The sequence below is a fragment of the Rugamonas sp. FW305-51 genome (assembly GCF_058786935.1).
This window is the reverse complement of sequence record NZ_JBYSZG010000012.1, coordinates 64,793-87,154: the sequence shown is the minus strand read 5'-3', so window position 1 is coordinate 87,154 and position 22,362 is coordinate 64,793. Positions and strand designations below refer to the sequence as shown.

The following is a 22,362-nucleotide window of genomic DNA, read 5'->3' as shown; positions in this document are numbered from 1 at the left end:
TAATTTTTTCCAAACGGACAAAAAAGCAACAGCCATTTAAAAATCTTGACATGCACCAACTGTTGTCGCCGAGCGACATGCAATTTGCAAGCTTTAGCAAAGAATAACTTTTGATGCCTCACCGGAGCCCGGGTATGGATATGATCGAAAGCAGCATCCTGCAGCACAGCCGCCTGCGCGCCGTTCGCGCGCTGGGGCAGCAAATCTGGCTCGACAACCTGAGCCACAACCTGGTCGCTTCCGGCCAGCTGGCCGAACTGATCGCCGTGGACGGCATCGCCGGCGTCACCTCCAATCCCGCCATCTTCCACCAGGCCATCCGCCACGATCCGGCCTACCGGGCCGCCCTGCCCGGCCTGCGCCGCGCCGTGGCCGAGCCGGAAGCGCGCTACGAGGCGCTGGTGCTGCCGGACGTGCAGCGCGCCTGCGACCTGCTGGCCGCCACCTACGCCGACAGCGACGGGCGCGCCGGCTTCGTCAGCTTTGAAGTGTCGCCCCGGCTGGCGCACGACGCGGCCGCCACCGTGGCCGCCGCGCGCCGCTTGTGGCAAGCCATCAACCGGCCCAACGCCATGATCAAGATCCCGGCCACGCCGGCGGGCATCGCCGCGCTGGAGGAAGTGATCTTCGCCGGCATCAACGTCAACATGACCCTGATCTTCACGGCCAGCCAGACGGCCGCCGTGCGCGCCGCCCACCGCCGCGGCCTAGCGCGCCGGCTGGAAGCGAAACTGTCGGTGCAGCGCATCGCCAGCGTGGCCAGCGTATTCATCAGCCGCATCGACGTGGCCGTGGACGCCCTGCTGCTGGCGGGCAGCGCGCCGGACGCGGCCGCCCTGTGCGGCCGGGCCGCCGTGGCCGCCGCCCGCCTGGCCTACCGCGACTGGCAGCGCGACAGCGGCTTTGCCGTGTTCGCCGCCTTCGGCGCCACCCCGCAATGGCTGCTGTGGGCCAGCACGGGCGCCAAGAGCGCGGCCCTGCGCGACGTCCATTACGTGGAAGCGCTGATCGGCCCCGACACCATCAACACCGTGCCCGACGCCACCCTGGCCGCCTTCCGCGACCATGGCGAGGCGGCCGCCACGCTGGCCGGCGCGCCGGGAACGGAACCGAAAGAACAGGCCGAACAGGCTGTATTGGCCCAGCTGGCCCGCCACGGCATCGACCTGGAAACCGTGGGCCAGCAATTGCTGCAGGCCGGCCTGGCCCAGTTCGAACAGGCGTTCGACGAGTTGCTGTCCCTGGTCGGCTAGCGGGGACGGTACGGGGCGGCACGGCGGCGGCACGGGACTTCCGCCCTTTTGCCAGAGGAAAGCCTCTAAAAGCGCGCCCTGCGGGGCGTCCGGGGCCAGATTAAGTGTTGCCAAATTAGATGTTTCGACCAATAAAAATATACAATATCGATCTTCCAGGAGCCTATTCATGAAACTTTTACAATTTAGTTTGACGATTGCAGCCATGGCTGCAGCTGGCGCCTGCGCCAGCGCGTCCGCGGCTGACCCCAAGCTGGGCATCGTGTATGACGCAGGCGGCAAGTTCGACAAATCGTTCAACCAGTCCGCCTTTGAAGGCGCTTCGCGCTTCAAGAAGGAAACCAACATCAATTTCATCGAGGTGCAGGCCTCCAGCGATACCCAGGCCGAGCAAGTGCTGCGCGGCCTGGCCCGCAAGAACCTGGACCTGATCGCCTCGATCGGCTTCGCCCAGACCCAGGCCGTGCAGAAGGTGGCCAAGGAATTCCCGAAAGTGCACTTCGTGCTGATCGACGGCGTGGCGCAGGGCGCCAACGTCAATTCCGTCACCTTCAAGGAAGAGGAAGGCTCCTACCTGGTGGGCGTGGCCGCGGCCATGGCTTCCAAGTCCAAGAAGCTGGGCTTCGTGGGCGGCATCGACATTCCCCTGATCCGCGCCTTCGCCTGCGGCTATGAGCAGGGCGCCAAGGCCACCTATCCGAAAGTGGAAGTGGTGCAGAACATGGTGGGCACCACCGCCAGCGCCTGGAACGACCCGGCCAAGGGCGGCGAGCTGGCCCGCTCGCAGTTCGACCGCGGCGTGGACGTGGTGTTCGCCGTGGCCGGCGGCAGCGGCATGGGTACGCTGCAGACGGCCAAGGAAAAAGGCAAGCTGGCCATCGGCGTGGACTCCAACCAGAACCATCTCTATCCCGGCTCCATCCTGACTTCGATGGTCAAGCGGGTCGACAACGCCGTCTACGATTCCTTCATGCAGATGAAGAACGGCAGCTGGAAGGCCGGCGTCACCGCCAAGGGCCTGAAGGAAGGCGGCGTGGACTGGGCGCTCGACGAGAACAATCGCAAGCTGATCACCCCCGAGATCGAAAAGCGCGTACTGGGTGCGCGCAAGGACATCATCGACGGCAAAGTCAAAGTCATCGACTACCGCGCCGGCAACCACTGCCCGGTTTAATTCCCTGCTTCAGAACATAGCGCGCCGCCGGGGTTCGTCCCCGCGCGGCGCGTTTTAACTACTTACTCCTATGCAGCCAGCAGTTGAATTTCGCGCCATCTCCAAGCAGTTTGGAGCTGTGAAGGCGAACTCGGACGTCTCTTTCTCCATCGCCAAGGGTTCCATCCATGGCCTGGTGGGGGAAAACGGCGCCGGCAAATCGACCCTGATGAGCATCCTGTACGGATACTACCGCGCCGACGGCGGCGAGATCCTGCTCGATGGCCAGGCCCAGCCCATCCGCAACAGCCAGGAAGCGATCCGCCTCGGCATCGGCATGGTGCACCAGCACTTCATGCTGGTCGAGAACATGAGCGTGCTCGACAACGTGATGCTGGGCGCCGAAGGGGGCTTCCGGCTGGCCGCCCAGCGCGCCGCCGTGGAAGCGCAGCTGCGCGAGATCTGCAGCCGCTACCGGCTCGACGTCGATCCGCTGGCCACCATCGCCGACCTGTCCGTGGGCGCCCAGCAGCGGGTCGAGATCCTCAAGCAGATTTACCGCAGCGCCAACATCCTGATCCTGGACGAGCCCACGGCCGTGCTGACGGCGCAGGAAACGGCGTCCCTGTTCGACATCCTGCGGCTGTTCAAGGAACAAGGCAAGACCATCATCCTGATCACCCACAAGCTGCAGGAAATCCTCGACATCACCGACACCGTCACCGTGATGCGGGGCGGGCGCGTGATCGGCGCCGTGCCCACGGCCGGCACCACCAAGGAAGAACTGGCCAACATGATGGTGGGCCGCCCGATCGAGAACAACCTGCCCCGTGCACCCTACAACCCCGGCGCGCCCGTGCTGACGGTGGACAACCTGCAGCTGCAGGACGCCCAGCACGTCAAGCTGCTGGCCGACATCGGCTTCACGCTGCGGGCCGGCGAGATCGTGGCCATCGCCGGCGTGTCCGGCAACGGCCAGAGCGAGCTGATGGAAATCCTGGCCGGCATGCGCCTGCCCAGTTCCGGCAAGCTCACCTACCTGGGCCAGGAACTGCCCTACGCCAGACGGCACGACGCCGACGGCCTGCCGCTCGCGTTCCGCGAACTGGGCATCGCCCACGTGCCGGAAGACCGGCTGCGCGACGGCGTGGTGAAAAGCTTCTCCGTCATGCACAACACCATCCTCGGCTACCAGGACAAGCTCAAGAACCGCTGGGGTCTGTTCGACTTCAAGGCCATCGCGGCCCGCTGCGCCGACCTGATGAAGAAGTTCGACGTGCGCCCGGCCAACAGCGACCTGCGTATCGGCCTGCTCTCGGGCGGCAACCAGCAAAAGGTGGTGATCGCGCGCGAAGTGCTGGCCCAGCCCAAGCTGATGCTGGTGGGCCAGCCCACGCGCGGCGTGGACATCGGCACCATCGAAAGCATCCACACCCAACTGCTGGCCCTGCGCGACGCCGGCGTCGCCATCCTGCTGGTGTCCGTCGAGCTGGAGGAAGTGCGGGCGCTGGCCGACCGCATCCTCGTCATGTGCGGCGGCCGCATCACGGGCGAACTGAAAATTGAAGAATTCGATACCACCCGCATCGGCCTGCTGATGGGGGGAATGCACAAATCATGAACAACAATGACCTGCCACGCTGGGCAACCGCGTTTGTCCTGCCCGTCCTGAACCTGCTGTCGGCCTTGCTGGTCGCGGCCGGCGTCATCTACCTGCTGGGCGAAAGCCCCACCGAATCGCTGGGCATCCTGATCAACAGCGCCATCATCAATCCGGAAGGGCTGAGCTACACGCTGTTCTACGCCTCCACCTTCATCTTCACCGGACTGTCCGTGTCGATCGCCATGCAGGCCGGCCTGTTCAACATCGGCTCCGAGGGCCAGATGTATTTCGGCGGCCTGGGGCTGACCCTGGCCATGCTGGCCTTCGACAGCACGCTGCCCACCTGGGCCCTGATTCCAGCCGCCATGCTGGGCGCCGCCCTGTTCGGCGCCCTGTGGGCCTTCCTGCCCGGCTACCTGCAGGCCAAGCGGGGCAGCCACATCGTGGTCACCACCATCATGTTCAACTTCATCTGCGCTTCGCTGATGAACTTCATCATCGTCAAGTACCTGATCCCGGTCGGCGAGCAGAACACGGCCAGCCGCGTGTTCGCGGCCGCGGCCGAAATGCCGCGCCTGAACAGCTGGTTCCCCGGCCTGGGCGACACCCCGCTCAACATCAGCTTCCTGCTGGCCATCGTGGCGCTGGCCGTGTACGGCGTCGTCGTCAGCCGTTCGGCCTGGGGCTTCAAGCTGCGCGCCACGGGCCAGAACCCGCACGCGGCCCATTACGCCGGCATCCGCCTGAGCAAGATGATCATCACCGTGATGCTGATCTCGGGCGCGCTGGCCGGCCTCGGTTCGGTCAACTCCATCCTCGGCTCGACCCACTACCTGAGCCTGAACTTCGTGGGCGGCGCCGGCTTCGTCGGCATCGCCATCGCCCTGATGGGACGCCAGCACCCGGTCGGCATCTTCCTGTCGGCCGTGCTGTTCGGCGCGCTGATCCAGGGCGGCTTCGACCTGTCGCTGGAAAAGCCGAACATCCCGACCGAAACCTTCATCTTCATCCAGGGCTTGATCATTCTGTTCTGCGGCGCGATGGAAAACTTCTACGCGCCGGCCCTCGCCGCCGTGCTCAAGCGTAAGAAAGGATAAGCATGACTTTTGAAGACCTCCACCTGGCCAGCATCCTGGTCTCGACCGTGCGCAACGCGCCGGTGCTTATCTTCGCCGCCATGGCCGGCCTGTTCGCGGAACGCTCGGGCGTGATCGACATCGGCCTGGAAGGCAAGATCCTGGCCTCGGCCTTCGTTTCGGCCGCCGTCGCCTTCGCCACCCAGAACCCCTGGTACGGCGTGGCGGCCGGCATGGCCGTTTCGGTCGCGCTGGCCATGCTGCAAGGCTATGTGGCCATCACCCAGAAGGGCAACCAGCTGGTGGGCGGCATCGCCATCAACATCGCCATGAGCGGCCTGACCTTCGTGGTGGCCCAGTACTTCTTCCAGCAGGGCGGCCGCACGCCGGACCTGGGCCAGGCCCGGTTGTTCGACGTGGTGCTGCCCGGTTCGGCGGCGGTGGAAGCCATTCCCTTCCTGGGCTGGCTGTACGCGCACCTGATCGGCGGCCACTCGGTGCTGGTGTACCTGGCCTTCGCCCTGGTGCCGCTGGTGCACTGGGTGCTGTACCACAGCCGCTTCGGCCTGCGCCTGCGGGCCTGCGGCGAAAACCCGCACGCAGCCGACGCGGCCGGCGTCAGCGTCGGGCGCCAGCGCTACCTGGCCATGCTGGTGGCCGGCGTGCTGTGCTCGTTCTCGGGTGCCTACCTGGCCATCGTGCAGAGCGGCTTCTTCCTGCGCGACATGTCGGCCGGCGCCGGCTACCTGGCCCTGACGGCCATGGTGTTCGGTAACTGGCGTCCGCTCTACACCTTCCTCGGCTGCCTCATGTTCGGCTTCTTCGGCGCCGTGCAGATCCAGATCGAAGGGGTGGAACTGCCCGTGGTGGGCCGCATTCCCGGCTCGCTGATCCAGATGGTGCCATATGTGGTCACCGTCGTCGTGCTGGCCGGCCTGATGGCCAAGTCGGTGGCGCCCAAGGCGCTGGGCACGCCGTTCGTCAAATCGCGCTGAGCCGCCGGCTCAGCCAAGCGGGTAGCGCGCCGTTGCGCGTGCTGCCCCTCTCCCTGCTTCACTTCCCTTCACTGCCGCCGTACAGGTCAACTTGATTTGACGTGCGGTGCCGTGCCCTGCTTGGGCGTATGATGGACTTTCCGCGATGCCCGCTCGGGCTGTCGCGTTCCCACCGCACAGGAGGAAATCATGCCCAAGTCCAACCAAGGCCACCAACCCCGGCCCATGCACGCACCACCATCGAAGATCGACACCGTCAGCAAGCAGAAACAGCAGGCCGAGCAAGCCGAAGTGGCGGGCCGCCACAAAAACGTGGGCCGCAACGACAACGCCGGCCACAAGACGTCCAAATGACGGCGTCGTTCTTTAGTGTCGTCGCTTAGTAGCGTCCCTTAGTGTCGCCGCTTGGTGTCGTTATCTGGTATCGCTGCTTAGCGTAACGTGCGCAGATACGCCAGCAGGTTGGCGATCTGCTGCTCGTCGCTGATGCCCCAGAAGCGCATGCGCGTGCCGGGCACCACGTCGCTGGGCCCATGCAGGAAGGCGGCCAGGGTTTTGTCGTCCCATACGATGCGGGATTGCTTCATCGCGTCCGAATATTTGTAGTCCGTAGTCGATGCCGCCGGACGGCCGACGATACCGTTCAGCTGCGGCCCAAAGCCGCCGCGCGCCGACGGCCCCACCTGGTGGCACGATGCGCATTTGCGAAACGCGGCCTTGCCCGCTTCCACGTCGCCGGCGGCCATGGCCGGCCCTGACGCGGCGCCGGCCAGCAGCACCGGCAGTAACATAAACTTTCGTCCTATCTTCATCATTCGTTCCAAATACAGCGCACTTCGCGCTGCCCGGCATTATGCCTCGGCCGTGGCCACTGTCGCCGCGGGAATATCCTCCAGCGCATGGAACACCGGCAAACCAAGATCACGCGCCGTGTCGGCCATCAGGTCGGCGCCGGCCGAGGGGCCGCCGATGCGCAGCACGGCGTCGCAGCGGGCCAGCAGGCGCTGCGCGTGCTGGTGGAACAGCGCGTCGTACACGGCGTCGCCCGCGCGGCGCGAGCCGGCCAGCGCCAGCATCGGCAGCGCCAGCCATTCGCCCAACACGGGCAGGTGGCCCGCCTCATACAAGGGCAGCGCGTATGCTTCCATCGCCGCCACGTTGCGGGCGATCAGGGCCGGATCGTCGCCCGTGCCGGAGCGATAGGGACCGGCGATCAGTATCATCATGCCGCGCGGCGGCGGCGCTGGCAGCAGGTGGCGCTGCGCATACTGCAGCAGCATGATGGTCTTGCCGTCCGCGATCTGGCCCTGCTCCACCATGCGCATGGCCTGCTCCAGCGGCAGTTCCAGCACTTCGATGTCCTCGCCCTCGTGGGCGATGCCGCCGCCCTCGCCCACGCGCGCATGGGCTTCGTATTCGGCCACGAAAAAATGCAGCCGCTCGGTGACCGAGCCGGGACTCATGTAAGCCTCGTACACCTTGCGCACCTGCTGCACGCGGTAACCCGTTTCCTCCTCCACCTCGGCCCGGATGCGTTCTTCGGGACTGGCGCTGTCGAGCAGGCCGGCCGCCGTCTCGATCAAAAAGCCGTCGTGGCCGTCGCGGTAGGCGGGAAAGCGGAACTGGCGTATCAGCACCACGCTGCGCCTGGCACGGTTATACAGCAGGATGGTGGCGCCGTCGCCGCGGTCGTAGGTCTCGCGCGTCATGGTCTGCCAGCTGCCGTCGCGGCGGCGGTAGTCGAAGGTGGTCTTTTGCAGCAGATACCAGTCATGCGACAGGGTGTCGACGCGCTGGATGCGGATGTGGTCGTGGGACATGGCGAGACTCCTGCTGAGGTAAACGCAAACTTGCTTTTTTCTACATTATCATGCAATATCGTGCAATATCAAGAAAATTCATGCACATCATGCTGACCCGCCACCGCAAGGAACTGCTGCTGCAACGCCTGAAACAGGATGGCCAGATCGTGGCCCGTACCCTCAGCGCGGAGCTGGGCCTGTCGGAAGACACGATACGGCGCGACCTGCGCGAACTGGCGCGCGACGGCTTGCTGCAGCGGGTGCACGGCGGCGCGCTGCCGCTGGCCCTGCCGCCCTCGCCCGCACTGGGCACCTTCGCCCAGCGCCAGCACATTTCCACCGAAGCCAAGCCGGCCATCGCGCGCGCGGCGGCGGCCATGATCGAACCGGGCCAGGTGGTGTTCATCGACGGCGGCACGACGGCCGTGCAGCTGGCCCGCCAGCTGCCGCCTGACCTGCGCGCCACCGTCGTCACCCACAGCCCGTCGGTGGCGGTGGAACTGGCCGAGCATCCGCTGGTGGAGGTCATCATGGTGGGTGGCCGCCTGTTCAAGCACTCCATCGTCGCCATGGGGCCGGCCGCGCTGGCCGCCATCGCCGGCATCCATACCGACCTGTATTTCATGGGCGTGTGCAGCCTGCATCCGGACCTGGGCCTGAGCACGGGCGACTATGACGAGGCGGGCATCAAGCGCGCCATCAGCCACGCGGCGCGGCGCACGGTGGTGCTGGCCTCGCCGGAAAAACTGGACACGGCCGCGCCTTACCAGATCGCGCCGCTGTCCCAGGTGGACACCATCGTGGTGCAGGCCGGCACGCCGGAAGCGCTGCTGGCGCCCTACCGCCGGCGCGGCATCGCACTGGTGCTGGCTTGACGGGGGCCGCTTGCCAGACACCAACATGACATGCCACACTGGCGTTGACTTTCACCGTGGACACGGCGCAGCATGAAACACTTCGAGAAATGGCGCATCCCGGCCCGGCAGCTGGCGCTGCTGGCGGCCTTGTGCCTGCCCGGCGCCTGGGCCCAGGCCTTCGACCGCCTGGTCTATCCGCTGTCGGTGGGCGTGGACAGCCGCTACCAGTACGACTGGGCCGTGCTGCGCATGGCGCTCGACAAGAGCCGGGGCCGCTATGGCGCCTACAGCCTGCACCAGGCCACCACCTCCATGTCGCCGGCCCGCATCACCCAGGAAATGCTCATGCCCACCGGCCACATCAATATCCTGGTGCGGGCCACGGCGCCCGAACTGGAGCGCGAATTCCTGCCCGTGCGCATCCCCGTCGATCGCGGCCTGCTGGGCTACCGGGTCTTCCTCGTGCGCCAGGACGACCTGCCCCGCTTCGCGGCCGTGCGCACGCTGGGCGACCTGCGCCGGCTGCGCGCCGGCCTGGGCAAGGACTGGGTCGACGTGCATGTGCTGCGCGCGGCCGGCTTGCCGACCGAGGAGGGATCGGCCTACGAAGGCTTGTTCTCCATGCTGGAAGCGGGCCGCTTCGACTATTTCTCGCGCGGGGCCGACGAAGCGCTGCGCGAATACGATGAACGCCGCGCCAGCCATCCCAAGCTGGCCATCGAACCGACCGTGCTGTTGCACTATCCGCTGCCGCGCTACTTCTTCCTGCGGCGCGACGCCGAGGGCAAGCAGCTGGCCGCCCGCATCGAGGCGGGGCTGGAAACCATGGTGCGCGACGGCTCGCTCAACACCCTGTTCCAGCATTACAAGGGCGCCACCATCGCCCGCGCCAACCTGCGCCAACGGCGCGTGCTGACCATCCCCAATCCCACCCTGTCGCCCCAGACGCCGCTGTCGCGCAGCGAGCTGTGGTACGACCCGCTGAATGGCAAGTGAACGGCGCCGCCGCCAGCCTTTGCGCTTGCACAAAATTGCGTTAGACGAACTATTGTATTTTTGATACAGTCAGCGCTTTTTGCGCGACGCACCTCCGTCGTCCCACTACATTCGATCAGGAGTTCCGACCATGACAGGTAACCGCAGCGCTATCCAATACACCATTGCCCTGTTACTCGCCAGCGCCCTGGGCGCCTGCGGCGGCGGGGGCAGCGCCACGCCAGCCGCCGCTCCCGTCACCACGCCCGTCGCAGCCTATCAGCTGGCCGCCAGCCCGACCCTGCTGCAAGCGGGCATCACGGTCGGCACGCCCAACTGGCCGGACGGCTCCACCGCCAGTGGCGGCAACGGCGCGCCGGTGGCGGGCGTCAACTGCCTGGTCACCGAGGACTACCACATCCACGCCCACCTGACGATACTGCGCGACGGCAATGCGCTGGCCATCCCCGCCCATATCGGCCTGCAAGGCTGCGCCTACGAGCTGCACACCCACGACCAGTCGGGCGTGATCCACATCGAAACGTCGGCTGCCCGCAAGTTCACGTTGGGGCAGTTGTTCGCCGTCTGGGGCCAACCGCTCAGCCGCAGCAACGTGGCCGGCATCAGCGGCCAGGCCGTCAACGTGTTCTACAACGATGGCGACGCGGTGCTGGAATGGACCGGCGAAATCGGCGACCTGGAATTGACCAGCCACCGCTCCATCGTCATCCAGCTCGGCACCGTCCAGCACACGCTGCCCGCGTACCGCTGGGATGCCGGGCTGTAAGTGATCTCGGCGTTCGATCCGGGTCGCCCGCAACAGCGCGGCCATTTGACGGCCGCGCTTGACCCATCCGATTTGGCACACAGCCACGTTGATCGGACGTGCGTATAATGCGCATTAGCGATCCACATTTTCGATGCGCACAATACCAAACATGAAACCGGCAAACGCCACGGCACCAGTGAAGAAAGTCCCGTCCAAAAAGGCGACCAATATCAGCCTGGCCATGGATGTGTACCTTGATGCCAAAGCGTTGGGCATCAACATTTCTCAAGTCTGCGAGGAACGATTGCGCGAGGAAATACAGACGCGCAAGGAACAACAGTGGAATGCGCAACATGCCGACTTCATCGCAGCCTACAACGGTCTGGTGGAAGAGGAAGGCGTCGCACTGCAGGAATGGCGCGCCTTCTGATGGCGCGCTTCGACATCTACAGCAATCCTGGCAAGAACAGGAAAAGCGTACCGTTTCTAGTTGATATACAAAGCAATGTAATTAGTGGATTGGCCACCAGGGTAGTGGTCCCCTTACGTCCCCTGGCAAAGTTTGCATCGCTGTCTTTGCCTGGCGACTTGTTCCCGCTGATCGCGATTGACGGGGTAGACCATTTTCTGGACATGCCGCAAATGGGTGCCATCCCGTCGACTGAACTAAAAAGCAAAGTGGGCTCCGCTCAAGCCCACCAATTCGCCATCCAGTCTGCATTAGACCGGGTGTTTGGCGCCTACTAACGGAACGACGCCTGTCATCCCGGCGGCATGCGTTCGAAATGCCGCACGGCCGGGGCGGCCCGCCCCGCCCGTCTCAGGGCCAGATCGCCTGCAGCAGCGCGGCCAGGTGGTAGCCGCCCTTGGTCAGCTGGGTGCGGGCGATGGCCGAACTGGGCACCGGATAGTCGTCCGGCACCGTCAATCCCCACACGTAATAAACCTCGCCGTTGCGGCCCACCTGCCGGGCGATGGCGCCCGGGGTGGCGTCCGCGTAGGCCAGCTTGGCCACGGCCAGCCCGTCGTCGGCCCATTGGCAGGGCCAGCTGACCGGGTCGCCCGTGTTGGCCGTGATGGCCGGCCGCGCCGCGATCATGGCCTGCGCGAATTGCAGCGGCGTGCGCACGCCGCTGCGGCGGAAGGCGTAATCGACCACCGTCGTGTCCCAGTAGCTGTGGAACGGCTTGGTGGCCGACTTGGGCGGCACCCAGGCCGGCGCCTCGTCGGCCGGGCGCGGCAGCGGCGGCGGGATCAGGCGCGCGCTGGCTTCGCCCAGGCGCGCGTCGTCCAGCAGCAGGTTGTTGCCGCCGCGGGCGTCGAACATGTTGACGGCATCGACCTGGCCGCGCCGTTCCGGCAGCACGAAGCCGCCATCCTTGCCCACATAGGCCGCGCCCACGTGCAGCGGCTGGTGGATGTCGCCCACCAGGTGGGTCACCAGCAGCAGCGCCTGGCGCTGGGTGAAGCGTTGCGGATTATCGGCCGCCCCATCCCTGCCCTGCAGCACGGCGATGGCCTGCTTCAAGGTCTGGACGATGTCGTCGTCGGCCGTGCCGACCGCGTGGTCGCGGTAGTGCTCGAGCTGGAACGGCACGTCCGTGTAGTGAAACTCGCTGTGCTGGGGATGGGCGGCCGTGTAGGCTTGCATTTCCGCCGTCTGCGGCCCGCAGAACGTGCCCTTGACGCAGTCGGCCCAATTGGCCGCCTGTTCCAGGGTTTCGCCCGGCAGCAGCAGGGCCGCCACGTGCTGTTCGGCGTGGCTGCCGCGGATCAGCTGGCCGGCCATGGCGGCCACGGCCCGGTGGCCGTCGCTGCCCCAGGCCAGGACGTCGCCGGACAGGCAAGCGCCGGCCAGCGCGGCGGCCATGGCGAGCTGCTGCACGCTGCGCTTCATTGCGGGCTCCCCTTGGCCGGCTTGGCATAGGCCTTGTTGATGTCGAGCGGCTGGGCGTAGGCCGAGCTCCACGTCTGCTCATGCAGGGCGGCCAGGCGCTGCGCCATCTTCTCGTTGCGCATCACCACTTCCAGGTTGCGCGACAGGTCCATGTAGCCGCCCGTCCAGTTGCTGGTGCCGACCCAGGCCAGCTTGTTGTCGATCACCATGGTCTTGCTGTGGATCACGCGCGCGAACGGGATGAAGCCGCTCGAGGCCACGGGCAGGGTCACCACCCGCACTTCCACGTTGGGCAGCAGGGCCAGGCTTTTCAGGTAGACCTGCTCCGGTTCTTCCAGGTTCCAGTTCGACACCATCAGCTTGATCTTCACGCCCCGGTTGGCGGCGCTGCGCACGGCGTTGTCGATCACGGCGTAATAGGGCCGGGTGCCCTTGGGACCGTAGCTGAGCGGGGCATAATCGAGCAGCTGGATGCGCACCTCGCTCTGGGCCGCCGCCAGCAGCGCCGGCAAGCCCGTCTCGGAGTCGCCCACCCCGGCCGGGTTGTAGCGGTTGGGACTGGCCAGCAGGAAGGCGTCCTGGCGGTAGTCGGCCGCCACCGGCTGCTGGTTCAGCGCCGGTACTTCCAGGCCCTGGGTGGCGAGCGCCTGGGCCCGCCAGTCCTGGTCGAACACGGCCTGCACCTGGCCGACGATGCGCGGCTCGGTGATACGCAAGCCCGTCTCGTGGATATGCTCGAACGAGCGCCAGTCGAAGTTCTGGCTGCCCACGTAGGCCGTGGCGCGGTCCACCACCAGGTACTTGGCGTGCAGGATGCCGTTGCCGGTCAGCTTATTGAAATCGATGATACGCAGGTCCAGGTTGGGAATCGCCTTCAGGCGGGCGATGGTGGCCGCGTCGGACAGGCGCACGCCCTTCTGGTCCAGCAGGAAACGGATATGCACGCCGCGCCGGCCGGCCGCCTCCAGCCGCGCCAGCACGCGCTCGAAGGCGCTGCCGGCCTGGCCGACGACGTAGAACTGGCCCAGCACGATTTCCTTGCGGGCCTGGTCGAACAGTTCGCTCCAGACGGTGGCCGGGTCGCGCAGGTCGGCGTTCGACAGGGTGGTTTCGCGCGGCGCGGTCTGCACCAGCTCGAAGCCGGGAATCGCGAACTCCGCGTGGGCCAGGCCGGCCGTGCCCAGCAGGGCGGAAACAAACAGGGTGGAAGACAAACGACGCATCATGGTCCTTATGGTTGCGGGGCGCGCGCGATGCGGCCCAGGGATTGCGTGGCGCCGGCCGGCTTGCCCAGCTGGTCGCGGCTGGCCAGGTAGGCCGCCACGGCGTCGCTCAGGTAGATGCCGGTGTCGGCGCGGCTGCGGCCGTTGGTGAACATGGGGAAGAAGTCACCCCCTTCGGCCAGGAAATTGGTCAGCGCCACGCGGTACGGGCTGTCCGGCTCCAGCGGCACGCCGTTCAGGGTGACGCTGCCGGGCACCACGCGGGCGCCTTCGGGCAGCTTGGGATTCCACTGGTAGCGGAAGCCTTGCGACACTTGCAGCAAGCCCCGCGCGTCCGTGGCGGCGCCCTGCCACTGCTGCTCCAGCAAGGTGACGATCTGGGCGCCCGTCAGGTTCATCACCACCACCGTATTGACGAACGGCAGCACGGTCTGCACGTGGCCCACGGTGACGCGGCCATCCTTGCCCGTTTCCAGGTCATGGCGGATGCCGCCGATGTTCATGAACGCGATCTGGGCGCCGAACGGCAGGCCCGCGTGCAGCGTGGCGTCGGCCACCAGGTCGCCCAGCGGCGACTCGTCCACGTCATCCTTGTCCAGCGGGACGACCGGCACGGCCAGGCGCGCCACGGGGCGGGCCAGCGCGGCCGTGCCGCGGGCGCGGGCGCGCGCCAGGTAGGCGTCCAGCGCCGGATCGGCCGGATAGCGGCCTGGCAGCATGATCTCGTTGCTGGCGCTGACTTCGCGCACGCTGTTGCTGGCCGTGTCCACCGTCAACCGGATGCGCGACAGCACGTGGCCGGCCGTCTCGGCCTGGGTCACCGTGCGCCCGTCCACCTGGCACAGATAGCCCTTGTGCGAGTGGCCGCTGACGACCAGGCGGATGGCTGGGTCGAGCCGCTTGACGACGTCCACGATGGGCCCCGTCAGGTGGCTGCAGCCGGGTTCGTCGAAATCGTCGGTGGTACGCCCGCCCTGGTGGATCAGCACCACGAACACGCCCACGCCCTGCTGGCGCAATGCCGGCAGCTGGCGGTTGATGGCGTCGGCCTCGTCGCCGAACTCCAGTCCGCTCACGCTGGAGGGCAGCGACAGCGCCGCCGTGTCCTTGAGCACGGCGCCGATGAAGGCCACGCGCACGCCATGGGCCGTCTCGATCTTGTAGGCCGGCATGATGGGCTTGCGGGTGACCATGTCGATGACGTTGGCGGCCAGGTAGCTGAAACGGGCGCCGCCATAGTTGGGCGCGTACTGGCACGCCTTGGCAGCGCGCGGCGAGGCGCAGCCGCCCTTCTGCTGGCGCAGCAGTTCGGCGCGGCCGAGGTCGAACTCGTGGTTGCCCAGCGCGCTCGCGCGCAGGCCCAGCAGGTCGAGCGCGCCGAGGGTGGGCTCGTCGGCCCACATGGCCGAGATCGACGGGCTGGCGCCCACCAGGTCGCCCGCGCCCACCAGCAGCAGTTCGCTGTCCTGCTTGCGCCAGGCTTGCAGGGCCGCGCCCAGCGCGTCGATGCCGCCGGCCTGCACCGTCGTCTCGCGCCGGTCGCGCGCGCCGGTGTAGCTGAAGGCGCTCGGCTCCAGGTTGCCGTGGAAATCGTTGAGGGCCACCAGGTTGATGACGGCCGTATTGGACGGCAGCGGCGGCGGCGCGCTGGCGCAGCCGGCCAGCAGCGAGGCGGCCAGCGCGCCGGCGGCCGGGAAACGGAGCAAGGAATTCATCGCATCGTGGGTCGGTGAGAAGCGGATATTGTACAGGCGGCGCGGCCCTGCTTGCGGCCCGCGCCGCGGAGAAAACAGCGCAAAAAAAACGGCTGATGTCGCCATCAGCCGTCTGGTTCTACCTAGCTATGCATCAGTGCCATCAGAACTCGTACTTGACGGTAGCCTGGATGGCCCACTGCGATTCGCCCTTGACCTGGCGGGTGTCCAGCGTTTCCACGTCACGCACCTTGTAGATGTAGCGGCCCTGTGCATCCAGACCGACGTAGTCGACAAAGCTGCGCGCCTGGCCGCCGGCAGGCTGGAAGCCCACTTCGTTGATACGGCCCCATTTCTTGTTCAGCAGGTTGCCGAAGTTGAAGATGTCGAAGGTGAGCGAGCCCTTGTGATCCTTGAAGAAGCCAGGGATCTCTTGCTTGATGCGCAGGTCGATCGAGTTGGTCCATGGCGAGAAGTCCGAGTTGCGGCTCACGATACCGCCGGCGGCCTTCTTCAGCACCGGATTGGCGTTGACGATGGACCAGAACTTGTCTTCGTTGGCGTGGCTGGTGGCCGTGTCGCCGGCGAACACCACCTGGCCCGAACCGGGCGCGGACGGGATGTACATCAGGTCGTTGCCGCCCTGGCTGTCGCCGTTCAAGTCGTTGTTGACGGTCCAGCTGTATGGCTTACCGCTGCGGCCTTCATAGAACATGCCGAAGGTGGTCTTGTAGGAGCCGAAGAAACGCTTCTGGAAGTTGACCAGGGCGTTGATGCGGTTCTTGACCAGGTAGCCCGAGTTGGCGGCCACTTCTTCGTTCGGGTTGAACACGGAACGGCTGTTGAAGTTCGAGCCCGAGGTCGACGAGGTCAGCGGCGACACTTCCGTCGCATCCGAGTAGGTGTACGACACCGACCAGTTCAGGCCGTTGGTCATCGGACGGCTCAGCGAGACGGTGGCCAGGTTGCTGCGGCCCTTGTCAGTACCGGTGGCCACCATCACGGTGCCGTAGTCCTTGTTGCTCAGCGCCTTGTTGCGGGCGCCGGTGCAAGTTGCGCCGTTGCTGATCATCACGCCGGCGGTGGTCCAGCAAGCGGGGTTGTAGGCTTGCTGGGTGTAGTACAGCTCGCGGCCATCGGTACCGATCTTGGTCGGCGCGCCCAGGTTCATGCTCTGGTAGTAGATGCCGTCATGCACCTTGGTGTTCAGGTACTCGGCGCTGAACACCAGGCCAAACCATGGCAGTTCCGTGTCGAACGCGATATTGGACTTCCACACGGAAGGCTGCTTCAGGCCGGGCGCCAGGGCGTCCACGTTGGCCACGTTGTTCACGCCAGGCAGGCTGGTCAGCTGCTTGTTGATGTCGGGGCTGAAGTTGCCATCCGTCGTAGGGCAAGCGCCGGAACCGCCGCACACCACGTTGTGGGTAGCCACGCCGGGGTTGGAGAACGGATTGGACAGCCAGACCGTGGCCGCCGCGCCCTGGAACAGGCCGGTGCCGCCGCGGATCTGCATCTGACGCGCGCTGTCGAAGGTGTAGTTGAAGCCCACACGCGGCTGCCACAGGGTCTGGCCGTCGAAGGTGGTGGTGTTGTCCAGACCGAAGCCGCCGGTCTGGCGCGCGCCGGTAGCCGGGTTGCCGGCCACCATAGGCGCGGCCACTGCCACGTTGCGCAGCGGATGGCCGTCGACGTGGGCCGAATCGAAGCGCACGCCGTAGCTTACCGTCAGGCGCGACGTGGCGCTCCAGGTATCCTGGGCGAACAGGCCGTAGTTCTTCATGCTGAAGCGGGCCACGGCGTCGTCCAGGGTCAGGCCCGTGTTAGGCACTTGCAGCGTGTACGACGAGGGACGGCCACGGCTGAAGTTTTCCAGCACGGCCTGCTCGATCTGGGCGTTGCTGGCCTTGCCGCAATCGAGGGTGTTGGCGGCCGCGAACGAATACGCCAGGTTGTTGATGCACGAGAAGGTGTAGTTGCCCCAGATGTTCTGCAGGAAGGCGTTGTACACATCGTTCTTCTGGTAGTCGCCGCCGAACTTGACTTCGTGGTCGCCCAGCGACCAGTTGGCGCCCAGGTAACCGTCCTTGGTCTTGGTGCCCAGGATGTTGCGGTGACGGCTGTTGTCGGTACCGAAGGACAGCGTACGGCTGGCCGTGGACACCCCGGCCGGCGTACCGGCCGGGGTGGGACCGGTGAACGACAGGTTGATCAGCGGCAGTTCCGAGTTCAGGGACGGTACGCTGTCATAGTCGCGCGAGGACAGTTTGAGTTCGGTCGAGAAGGTCGGGGTCCAGTCGGCGGTCCACTGGGCCACCTTGGTCTCAATGGTCTTGCCCTGGTTAAACCAGCGCGAGTTGAGCGAGATGCTCGACGCGTCCAGGCCGGAGAAGTTAGGCTCGTCCTGCTTGGTCTTGGCCCAGCGGAACATGGCGCGGTGGTTGTCGTTGATGTTCCAGTCCAGCTTGACCAGGCTGTCATCGACGTTCAGGGCGGCGTTGCTCGGAGTGACCGAAGTACCCACGTCGAAGCCATACTTGTCCTTGGCGATGGCGGTGGCGCCGGCGATGGCCGAGTTGGTGATGCCGACGTTGGTCAGCGGGCTGCCGATGGGACCGAAGGCCGGTGCGGCGCGGGTCGATTCCAGCTTCTCATAGGCCGCGAAGATGAACAGCTTGTCCTTGATCAGCGGGCCGCCCACGGTGGCGCCCTTGGTGGTTTCCTTGAACGGGGCCGGTGCGTAGTAGCTGTCGGTGCTGGCGTTGTAGCGGTCGCCGGCCAGTCGGTCGTTGCGGAACACATAGTAGGCGCTGCCGTGCACGGTGTTGGTGCCGGATTTGGTGACGGCGTTGATGTTGCCGCCCGTGTAGCCCTTCTGGGTCACGTCGTAGTTGGCCACGTTGACCTGCACCGACTGGATCGCTTCGATCGAGATCGGCTGCTTGGCCGTCGGGCTGCCGTTCGACTCCAGGCCGAAGGTGTCGTTGACGGCCACGCCGTCGATGGTCAGCGAGTTGTAGCGCGAGTTCTGGCCGGCCACGGACATTTCGCCGCGTTCCTTGTCGGTTTGCGACACGCGCGGATCGGCGCGGGCATAGTCCTGCAGGTTGCGGTTGATGGAACCCTGGATGTCCAGTTCGGTACGGCCGATGCTGGTGCCGGTACCCATGGTGGTCTTGGAGAATTTTTCGGAACGACCGCCGGCCACGCCGGCGATGGTCACAGTCTGCATGGCGGGCGCGCCCAGGGTGGCATCGACGTTGGCCGTTTCAGCCAGCTGGATGAACACGTTTTCGCGCTTTTCCGTCACGCCGTCCTTGGTGATGGTGATCGTGTACGGACCGCCGGTGCGCAGACCGCGCGCCACGTAGCGGCCTTCCGCGTCCGTCACCACATTGTTGACCGTACCGGATTCGGTATGGACGATGGAGACGACGGCACCACCGGCCGGCTTGCCGTCGGCCGCCGAAATGCGGCCACCGATGGCCGAGGTGGTGTTTTGCGAGAAGGCCGGAGCTGCCGCGAGCGCGATAGACAGACTAAGCGCAATCTGCGTTAGCCGGAGCCGTTTGTGATTGATCATTGTATAACCCCAAAAAAGACTAATAGTTATATGGAATCCGCGCGGATAACGGGTATTCCTCTCTACTGTGCTGCAACTGGTAAGCCGCGTGGCCGCGTGGCCGGACTTCTGCCTCCGCACGCCATGCCTGGCGTTGGCCCGCTGGGCGCAACGCATAAGTGTATCGGTTCAATATTTCAGGGTGATGACGTCTTTATGGCAATGTTGCCTTATAAAGAAAATGGCGCCGTAAGCGCCGCCTGACTGCCCATAACCCTGTGTGAGCCCATCTTTATTTCTGTGGAAAAGGCAAAAATATTGCCTTTTTGGATCATTTCGTCCCACTATGCATGATTGCAAAAAGTATGACAAATACGATTTATTTTAGGAATTAAGACGAAGAACAAATAAATAAGACCGCAAATTGCATGACGTTGGTGAAGCAGAGCGTGTAGCCGGGCTGCCGGCCGCGATTATAGTTCAGGCCATAGGAACATGAAATTGTTTCATGACAAAAATGCAGCGGAAGAACTAGAGGAAGCCCACCAATTTATGTCGCGGGAAGGCAACGCGGAACGGGAGCAAACAGGGAGATGGGGAAGATGAGCAGTTGAGCGGCGCCCCGGCGGGACACCACCCCGTGCCCCATCCCGGCATGGCGTGCCGGGATGGGGCGGGAAAGGGACGGGCTTACTTCTTTTTCGGCTCCGCCCCAGCGATGGCCGCCTCGAAACGGGCGAACTTGCCGTCCAGCGCCTTGAGCAGGCGCTGCTTGTCGCCGTCGGCCAGGAAGGCATAGCGCAGGCTGTCGTAGGACAGCTTCTTCATTTCCGCGTAATCGGGCCGGTAGCGGGCCGCGTACAACACGTATTCGCCCGACAAGTTGTTGCGCGACACGCCAGCATCGTCCGTGGCCAGCACGAACGGCACGCCATACTTGCGGTACAGGGTGACGGGGTGGGCCGCGCCCTTGATGCCGAGGATGAAGTCGTTGCTGCTCAGGTTGACCTCGACGGCGATGCCCTTGTCATGCATGGTTTTCATGATGCCCAGCGCATCGGTCTCGTGGGCGATGTCCATGCCGTGGCCGATGCGGCTGGCGCCAGCCACCTCGACCGCATCCTTGATGTGGAAGGTCAGGCCTTCCGGCGGCACCATGCCCAGCGCCAGCTCGCCCGCGTGCAGGGCCAGCTTGACGCCGGGATACTTGGCCTTGAGGAAGCGGAACATCTGCATGTGCATCGCATAGTCGCGCATGGAGACGTTGACGCTCTCCTGGCCGACGATGTTAACGCCCACGATCTGCGGGCTCAGCGCGGCCAGCTTGAAGCTGGCCACCATGGACGCGAACACCTGCGACGGCGACAGGAAGCGCAGCACGAAGGGCTGGTAACGCATGGTGAACTGCGCGTCGTCGATGCCGGCGCTGCCCGTCTTGAGGTTCTCCAGGTAGGAGGCGATCCACTGCTGGTAGCCCTGCTCCTGCTCCAGCCTGGCGCTGTAGTCGGCCAGCGCCGCATCGGTGACGCCATGGGCCAGCGCTTCGCGGTCGAAGTCGTCGTTGTGGGTGAACGGGGCCAGCTCGAAGATGGTCTCGATGTAGCTCAGGTTTTCCTGGATGGCGCGCTGCTTGAGGCGCTGCAGGCCGTCATGCGCGTTGGTCGAGGCGACGGGATTGAAATAGGCGAAGGTGTCGAAGAACTGGCGGTCCGGCGCCGGCTGCGGGCCGCTGTGGTTGTAGAAATCCTTGTCCGACCAGTGCTGCAGCAGCTGGGCCAGCAGCGTGTTGTCGCCCATCACCTGCTGCCCCGTCACGCAGCTGCGCTCGGCGGCCGGCTTGGCCAGCTCGGCGGCGATGGCGGCCTGGTCGGTCTCTATCATGTAGTTGGCGCGCTTGACGCAGTAGTGCTGCTGGTCCACCCACTCCAGGTACTGCTCGGCGTAGATCGCGCCCGAATAGTGGTGGTGCAGGTCGCCGCCCTTGGGCATCATGGTGAAGAACATCGTCAGCTCGGCCAGCCTGGGCTCGCTGCCGGCCACCAGGGCGGCAAAGTGGCGCCTGGTGATCTCTTCGTTGCTGGCAGCGGTGGCCGCATGGGCCGCGTGCGGCAAGGCGCAGGCGGCAAGGGTGGCGGATACCATCAGGCTGGCGATCGTTTTATGCATGCAGTGTACTCGCTAAGGTTGAACGGCTATCTTCAGGCAGCGTCGCGCACGTGGACCGGACGCCCGGCCGCAAAGGTGGCGGCCACGGCGCGGTCGTCGCCCAGCAGCGCCAGCGCGAACAGCAATTCCTCCAGGCTGTCGCAACGGCTGGTGCGGCGCTGCAGCAGCGGCGTGGCTTGCGGGTCGAGCACAATGAAGTCCGCTTCCGCGCCGGGCGCGAAACTGCCTATCGTGCCCTCCAGTTGCATGGCGCGGGCCGCGCCCAGCGTGGCCAGGTAGAACATGCGCAGGGCCGGCAGGTAGCTGCCTGTCAAGCGCGCTACTTTATAGGCTTCATTCATGGTTTGCAACATCGAGCACGAGGTGCCGCCGCCCACATCCGTGGCCAGCGCCAGCCGCATGCCGGCCGCGTCAGCCCGGGCGAAGTCGAACAGGCCGCTGCCCAGGAACAGGTTGGAGGTGGGACAGACGGCGGCGGCGGCGCCCGATTCGGCCATGCGGGCGCGGTCGGCTTCGGTTAGCCAGATGCAGTGGCCGTACACGGCGCGCGGGCGCAGCAGGCCGCAGCGGTCGTACACGTCGAGGTAGCTGCGGGCGGCGGGGAACAGCTCGCGCACCCAGCGGCATTCATCCTCGTTTTCCGACACGTGGCTTTGCACGAAGGTGTCCGGCCAGGCGGCGGCCAGTTCGCCGGCCAGGCGCAGCTGGGCCTCGCTGGAGGTGGGCGCGAAACGGGGCGTGATGGCGTACAGGGCGCGGCCCCGCTTGTGCCAGCGCCGTATCAGCGCCTCGCTGTCGCGCGCGCCCGATTCGGCCGTGTCGCGCAAGAATTCCGGGCAGTGGCGGTCCATCAGCACCTTGCCGGCCACCATGCGCAGCTGGCGCTGTTCGCTGGCGGCGAAGAAGGCGTCGACCGAGGCCGCGTGCACGGTGCAGTACACCATGGCGGTGGTGGTGCCGCAGCGCAGCAGCTCGTCGAGGAAGAACTCGGCCACCTGGGCCGCGTGCTGCGGGTCGCCGAACAGGCGCTCGGTGGGGAAGGTATAGGTTTCCAGCCACGGCAGCAGGCCCGGGGCCGGCGAGGCGATCATGTCCGTCTGCGGATAGTGGACGTGGGTGTCGATGAAACCGGGCGTGATCAGCTTGCCGCTGTAGTCGTGCAGCTCGGTGCCGGGGGCCAGCGTGGCGTGCAGCGCGGCGTAGTCGCCGGCCGCCACCACTTTGCCCTCGTCCACCAGCAGCAGGCCATCGTCGTGCCAGGCGTGGGCCTGCTCGCTGAAGGCGGGATCGGCGTGGAAGTGGAGCAGGCTGGCGCGGTAGGCTTGCATCGGCGTCCC

The 22,362-nt window shown here is 65.7% G+C and carries 18 protein-coding genes and 1 pseudogene; 11 read left to right on the top strand and 8 right to left on the bottom strand.

From position 1 onward, the window contains the following. Positions 1 to 134: 134 nt before the first annotated feature. The 6 genes from tal (at position 135) to AC3WOS_RS10975 (ending at position 6,434) form a co-directional block, all read left to right on the top strand. Positions 135 to 1,253 carry a transaldolase gene (tal, locus tag AC3WOS_RS11000; protein WP_492715976.1) on the top strand — a complete coding sequence of 373 codons (1,119 nt, stop codon included), beginning with the start codon at positions 135 to 137 and terminating at the stop codon, positions 1,251 to 1,253. Between the two features lie 169 nt (positions 1,254 to 1,422). Then, positions 1,423 to 2,427, top strand: a complete 1,005-nt coding sequence (locus AC3WOS_RS10995) for a BMP family lipoprotein (RefSeq protein ID WP_492715975.1) — start codon at positions 1,423 to 1,425, stop codon at positions 2,425 to 2,427. A gap of 70 nt (positions 2,428 to 2,497) precedes the next feature. After that, positions 2,498 to 4,027, top strand: a complete 1,530-nt coding sequence (locus tag AC3WOS_RS10990; protein ID WP_492715974.1) for an ABC transporter ATP-binding protein — start codon at positions 2,498 to 2,500, stop codon at positions 4,025 to 4,027. Next, positions 4,024 to 5,106: an ABC transporter permease gene (locus tag AC3WOS_RS10985; RefSeq protein WP_492715973.1), complete on the top strand. Its 1,083-nt coding sequence runs from the start codon at positions 4,024 to 4,026 to the stop codon at positions 5,104 to 5,106. Before AC3WOS_RS10990 ends, AC3WOS_RS10985 begins: the two co-directional genes overlap by 4 nt. Positions 5,107 to 5,108: 2 nt before the next feature. Beyond that, positions 5,109 to 6,080: an ABC transporter permease gene (locus AC3WOS_RS10980; protein WP_492715972.1), complete on the top strand. Its 972-nt coding sequence runs from the start codon at positions 5,109 to 5,111 to the stop codon at positions 6,078 to 6,080. A gap of 189 nt (positions 6,081 to 6,269) precedes the next feature. Further along, a complete protein-coding gene (locus AC3WOS_RS10975) occupies positions 6,270 to 6,434 on the top strand; it encodes a hypothetical protein (protein ID WP_492715971.1) in 165 nt (54 codons plus the stop codon). Positions 6,435 to 6,511: 77 nt separating this feature from the next. Here the strand turns inward: AC3WOS_RS10975 and AC3WOS_RS10970 are convergent, their stop codons facing one another. Then, on the bottom strand, positions 6,512 to 6,871 hold the full coding sequence (locus AC3WOS_RS10970; protein WP_492715970.1) for a c-type cytochrome: 360 nt from the start codon (positions 6,869 to 6,871) through the stop codon (positions 6,512 to 6,514). Between the two features lie 459 nt (positions 6,872 to 7,330). Then, positions 7,331 to 7,900, bottom strand: a pseudogene (locus AC3WOS_RS10965) (NUDIX domain-containing protein); the annotation flags it as partial. 89 nt (positions 7,901 to 7,989) lie between these two features. On the opposite strand from AC3WOS_RS10965, the gene AC3WOS_RS10960 reads away from it, so the two are divergent. The 5 genes from AC3WOS_RS10960 (at position 7,990) to AC3WOS_RS10940 (ending at position 11,230) form a co-directional block, all read left to right on the top strand. Continuing rightward, the gene (locus tag AC3WOS_RS10960) at positions 7,990 to 8,757 is read left to right on the top strand and encodes a DeoR/GlpR family DNA-binding transcription regulator (protein WP_492716025.1); all 768 of its coding nucleotides are present in this window, start codon (positions 7,990 to 7,992) and stop codon (positions 8,755 to 8,757) included. A gap of 72 nt (positions 8,758 to 8,829) precedes the next feature. Beyond that, complete coding sequence (locus AC3WOS_RS10955; protein WP_492715969.1) at positions 8,830 to 9,735, top strand: hypothetical protein; 906 nt, start codon at positions 8,830 to 8,832, stop codon at positions 9,733 to 9,735. Between the two features lie 130 nt (positions 9,736 to 9,865). After that, a complete protein-coding gene (locus AC3WOS_RS10950; RefSeq protein ID WP_492715968.1) occupies positions 9,866 to 10,501 on the top strand; it encodes a hypothetical protein in 636 nt (211 codons plus the stop codon). 151 nt (positions 10,502 to 10,652) lie between these two features. After that, positions 10,653 to 10,913, top strand: coding sequence for a type II toxin-antitoxin system CcdA family antitoxin (locus tag AC3WOS_RS10945; RefSeq protein WP_492715967.1), 261 nt, complete (start codon positions 10,653 to 10,655; stop codon positions 10,911 to 10,913). Further along, positions 10,913 to 11,230, top strand: a complete 318-nt coding sequence (locus AC3WOS_RS10940) for a CcdB family protein (protein WP_492715966.1) — start codon at positions 10,913 to 10,915, stop codon at positions 11,228 to 11,230. The genes AC3WOS_RS10945 and AC3WOS_RS10940 overlap by 1 nt, the downstream gene beginning before the upstream one ends. Before the next feature lie 73 nt (positions 11,231 to 11,303). Here the strand turns inward: AC3WOS_RS10940 and AC3WOS_RS10935 are convergent, their stop codons facing one another. From AC3WOS_RS10935 to guaD, 6 genes are all read right to left on the bottom strand, one after another. Beyond that, on the bottom strand, positions 11,304 to 12,380 hold the full coding sequence (locus AC3WOS_RS10935) for a S1/P1 nuclease (protein WP_492715965.1): 1,077 nt from the start codon (positions 12,378 to 12,380) through the stop codon (positions 11,304 to 11,306). After that, positions 12,377 to 13,603, bottom strand: coding sequence for a phospholipase D-like domain-containing protein (locus AC3WOS_RS10930; RefSeq protein ID WP_492716024.1), 1,227 nt, complete (start codon positions 13,601 to 13,603; stop codon positions 12,377 to 12,379). Before AC3WOS_RS10930 ends, AC3WOS_RS10935 begins: the two co-directional genes overlap by 4 nt. Before the next feature lie 8 nt (positions 13,604 to 13,611). Further along, positions 13,612 to 15,318 (bottom strand): bifunctional metallophosphatase/5'-nucleotidase, encoded by a 1,707-nt coding sequence (locus AC3WOS_RS10925; RefSeq protein ID WP_492715964.1) that lies wholly within the window; start codon positions 15,316 to 15,318, stop codon positions 13,612 to 13,614. A 142-nt stretch (positions 15,319 to 15,460) separates the two neighbouring features. Further along, on the bottom strand, positions 15,461 to 18,880 hold the full coding sequence (locus AC3WOS_RS10920; RefSeq protein WP_492715963.1) for a TonB-dependent receptor: 3,420 nt from the start codon (positions 18,878 to 18,880) through the stop codon (positions 15,461 to 15,463). Positions 18,881 to 19,549: 669 nt separating this feature from the next. Next, positions 19,550 to 21,025 carry an adenosine deaminase family protein gene (locus AC3WOS_RS10915; protein WP_492715962.1) on the bottom strand — a complete coding sequence of 492 codons (1,476 nt, stop codon included), beginning with the start codon at positions 21,023 to 21,025 and terminating at the stop codon, positions 19,550 to 19,552. Between the two features lie 32 nt (positions 21,026 to 21,057). Further along, positions 21,058 to 22,353, bottom strand: coding sequence for a guanine deaminase (guaD, locus tag AC3WOS_RS10910; protein ID WP_492715961.1), 1,296 nt, complete (start codon positions 22,351 to 22,353; stop codon positions 21,058 to 21,060). Between the last annotated feature and the right edge of the window lie 9 nt (positions 22,354 to 22,362).

Coding starts and splice junctions, on each gene's coding strand:
- tal (WP_492715976.1), top strand. CDS start 135: ATGGATATGATCGAAAGCAGCATCCTGCAGCACAGCCGCCTGCGCGCC.
- AC3WOS_RS10995 (WP_492715975.1), top strand. CDS start 1,423: ATGAAACTTTTACAATTTAGTTTGACGATTGCAGCCATGGCTGCAGCT.
- AC3WOS_RS10990 (WP_492715974.1), top strand. CDS start 2,498: ATGCAGCCAGCAGTTGAATTTCGCGCCATCTCCAAGCAGTTTGGAGCT.
- AC3WOS_RS10985 (WP_492715973.1), top strand. CDS start 4,024: ATGAACAACAATGACCTGCCACGCTGGGCAACCGCGTTTGTCCTGCCC.
- AC3WOS_RS10980 (WP_492715972.1), top strand. CDS start 5,109: ATGACTTTTGAAGACCTCCACCTGGCCAGCATCCTGGTCTCGACCGTG.
- AC3WOS_RS10975 (WP_492715971.1), top strand. CDS start 6,270: ATGCCCAAGTCCAACCAAGGCCACCAACCCCGGCCCATGCACGCACCA.
- AC3WOS_RS10970 (WP_492715970.1), bottom strand. CDS start 6,871: ATGTTACTGCCGGTGCTGCTGGCCGGCGCCGCGTCAGGGCCGGCCATG.
- AC3WOS_RS10960 (WP_492716025.1), top strand. CDS start 7,990: ATGCTGACCCGCCACCGCAAGGAACTGCTGCTGCAACGCCTGAAACAG.
- AC3WOS_RS10955 (WP_492715969.1), top strand. CDS start 8,830: ATGAAACACTTCGAGAAATGGCGCATCCCGGCCCGGCAGCTGGCGCTG.
- AC3WOS_RS10950 (WP_492715968.1), top strand. CDS start 9,866: ATGACAGGTAACCGCAGCGCTATCCAATACACCATTGCCCTGTTACTC.
- AC3WOS_RS10945 (WP_492715967.1), top strand. CDS start 10,653: ATGAAACCGGCAAACGCCACGGCACCAGTGAAGAAAGTCCCGTCCAAA.
- AC3WOS_RS10940 (WP_492715966.1), top strand. CDS start 10,913: ATGGCGCGCTTCGACATCTACAGCAATCCTGGCAAGAACAGGAAAAGC.
- AC3WOS_RS10935 (WP_492715965.1), bottom strand. CDS start 12,380: ATGAAGCGCAGCGTGCAGCAGCTCGCCATGGCCGCCGCGCTGGCCGGC.
- AC3WOS_RS10930 (WP_492716024.1), bottom strand. CDS start 13,603: ATGCGTCGTTTGTCTTCCACCCTGTTTGTTTCCGCCCTGCTGGGCACG.
- AC3WOS_RS10925 (WP_492715964.1), bottom strand. CDS start 15,318: ATGAATTCCTTGCTCCGTTTCCCGGCCGCCGGCGCGCTGGCCGCCTCG.
- AC3WOS_RS10920 (WP_492715963.1), bottom strand. CDS start 18,880: ATGATCAATCACAAACGGCTCCGGCTAACGCAGATTGCGCTTAGTCTG.
- AC3WOS_RS10915 (WP_492715962.1), bottom strand. CDS start 21,025: ATGCATAAAACGATCGCCAGCCTGATGGTATCCGCCACCCTTGCCGCC.
- guaD (WP_492715961.1), bottom strand. CDS start 22,353: ATGCAAGCCTACCGCGCCAGCCTGCTCCACTTCCACGCCGATCCCGCC.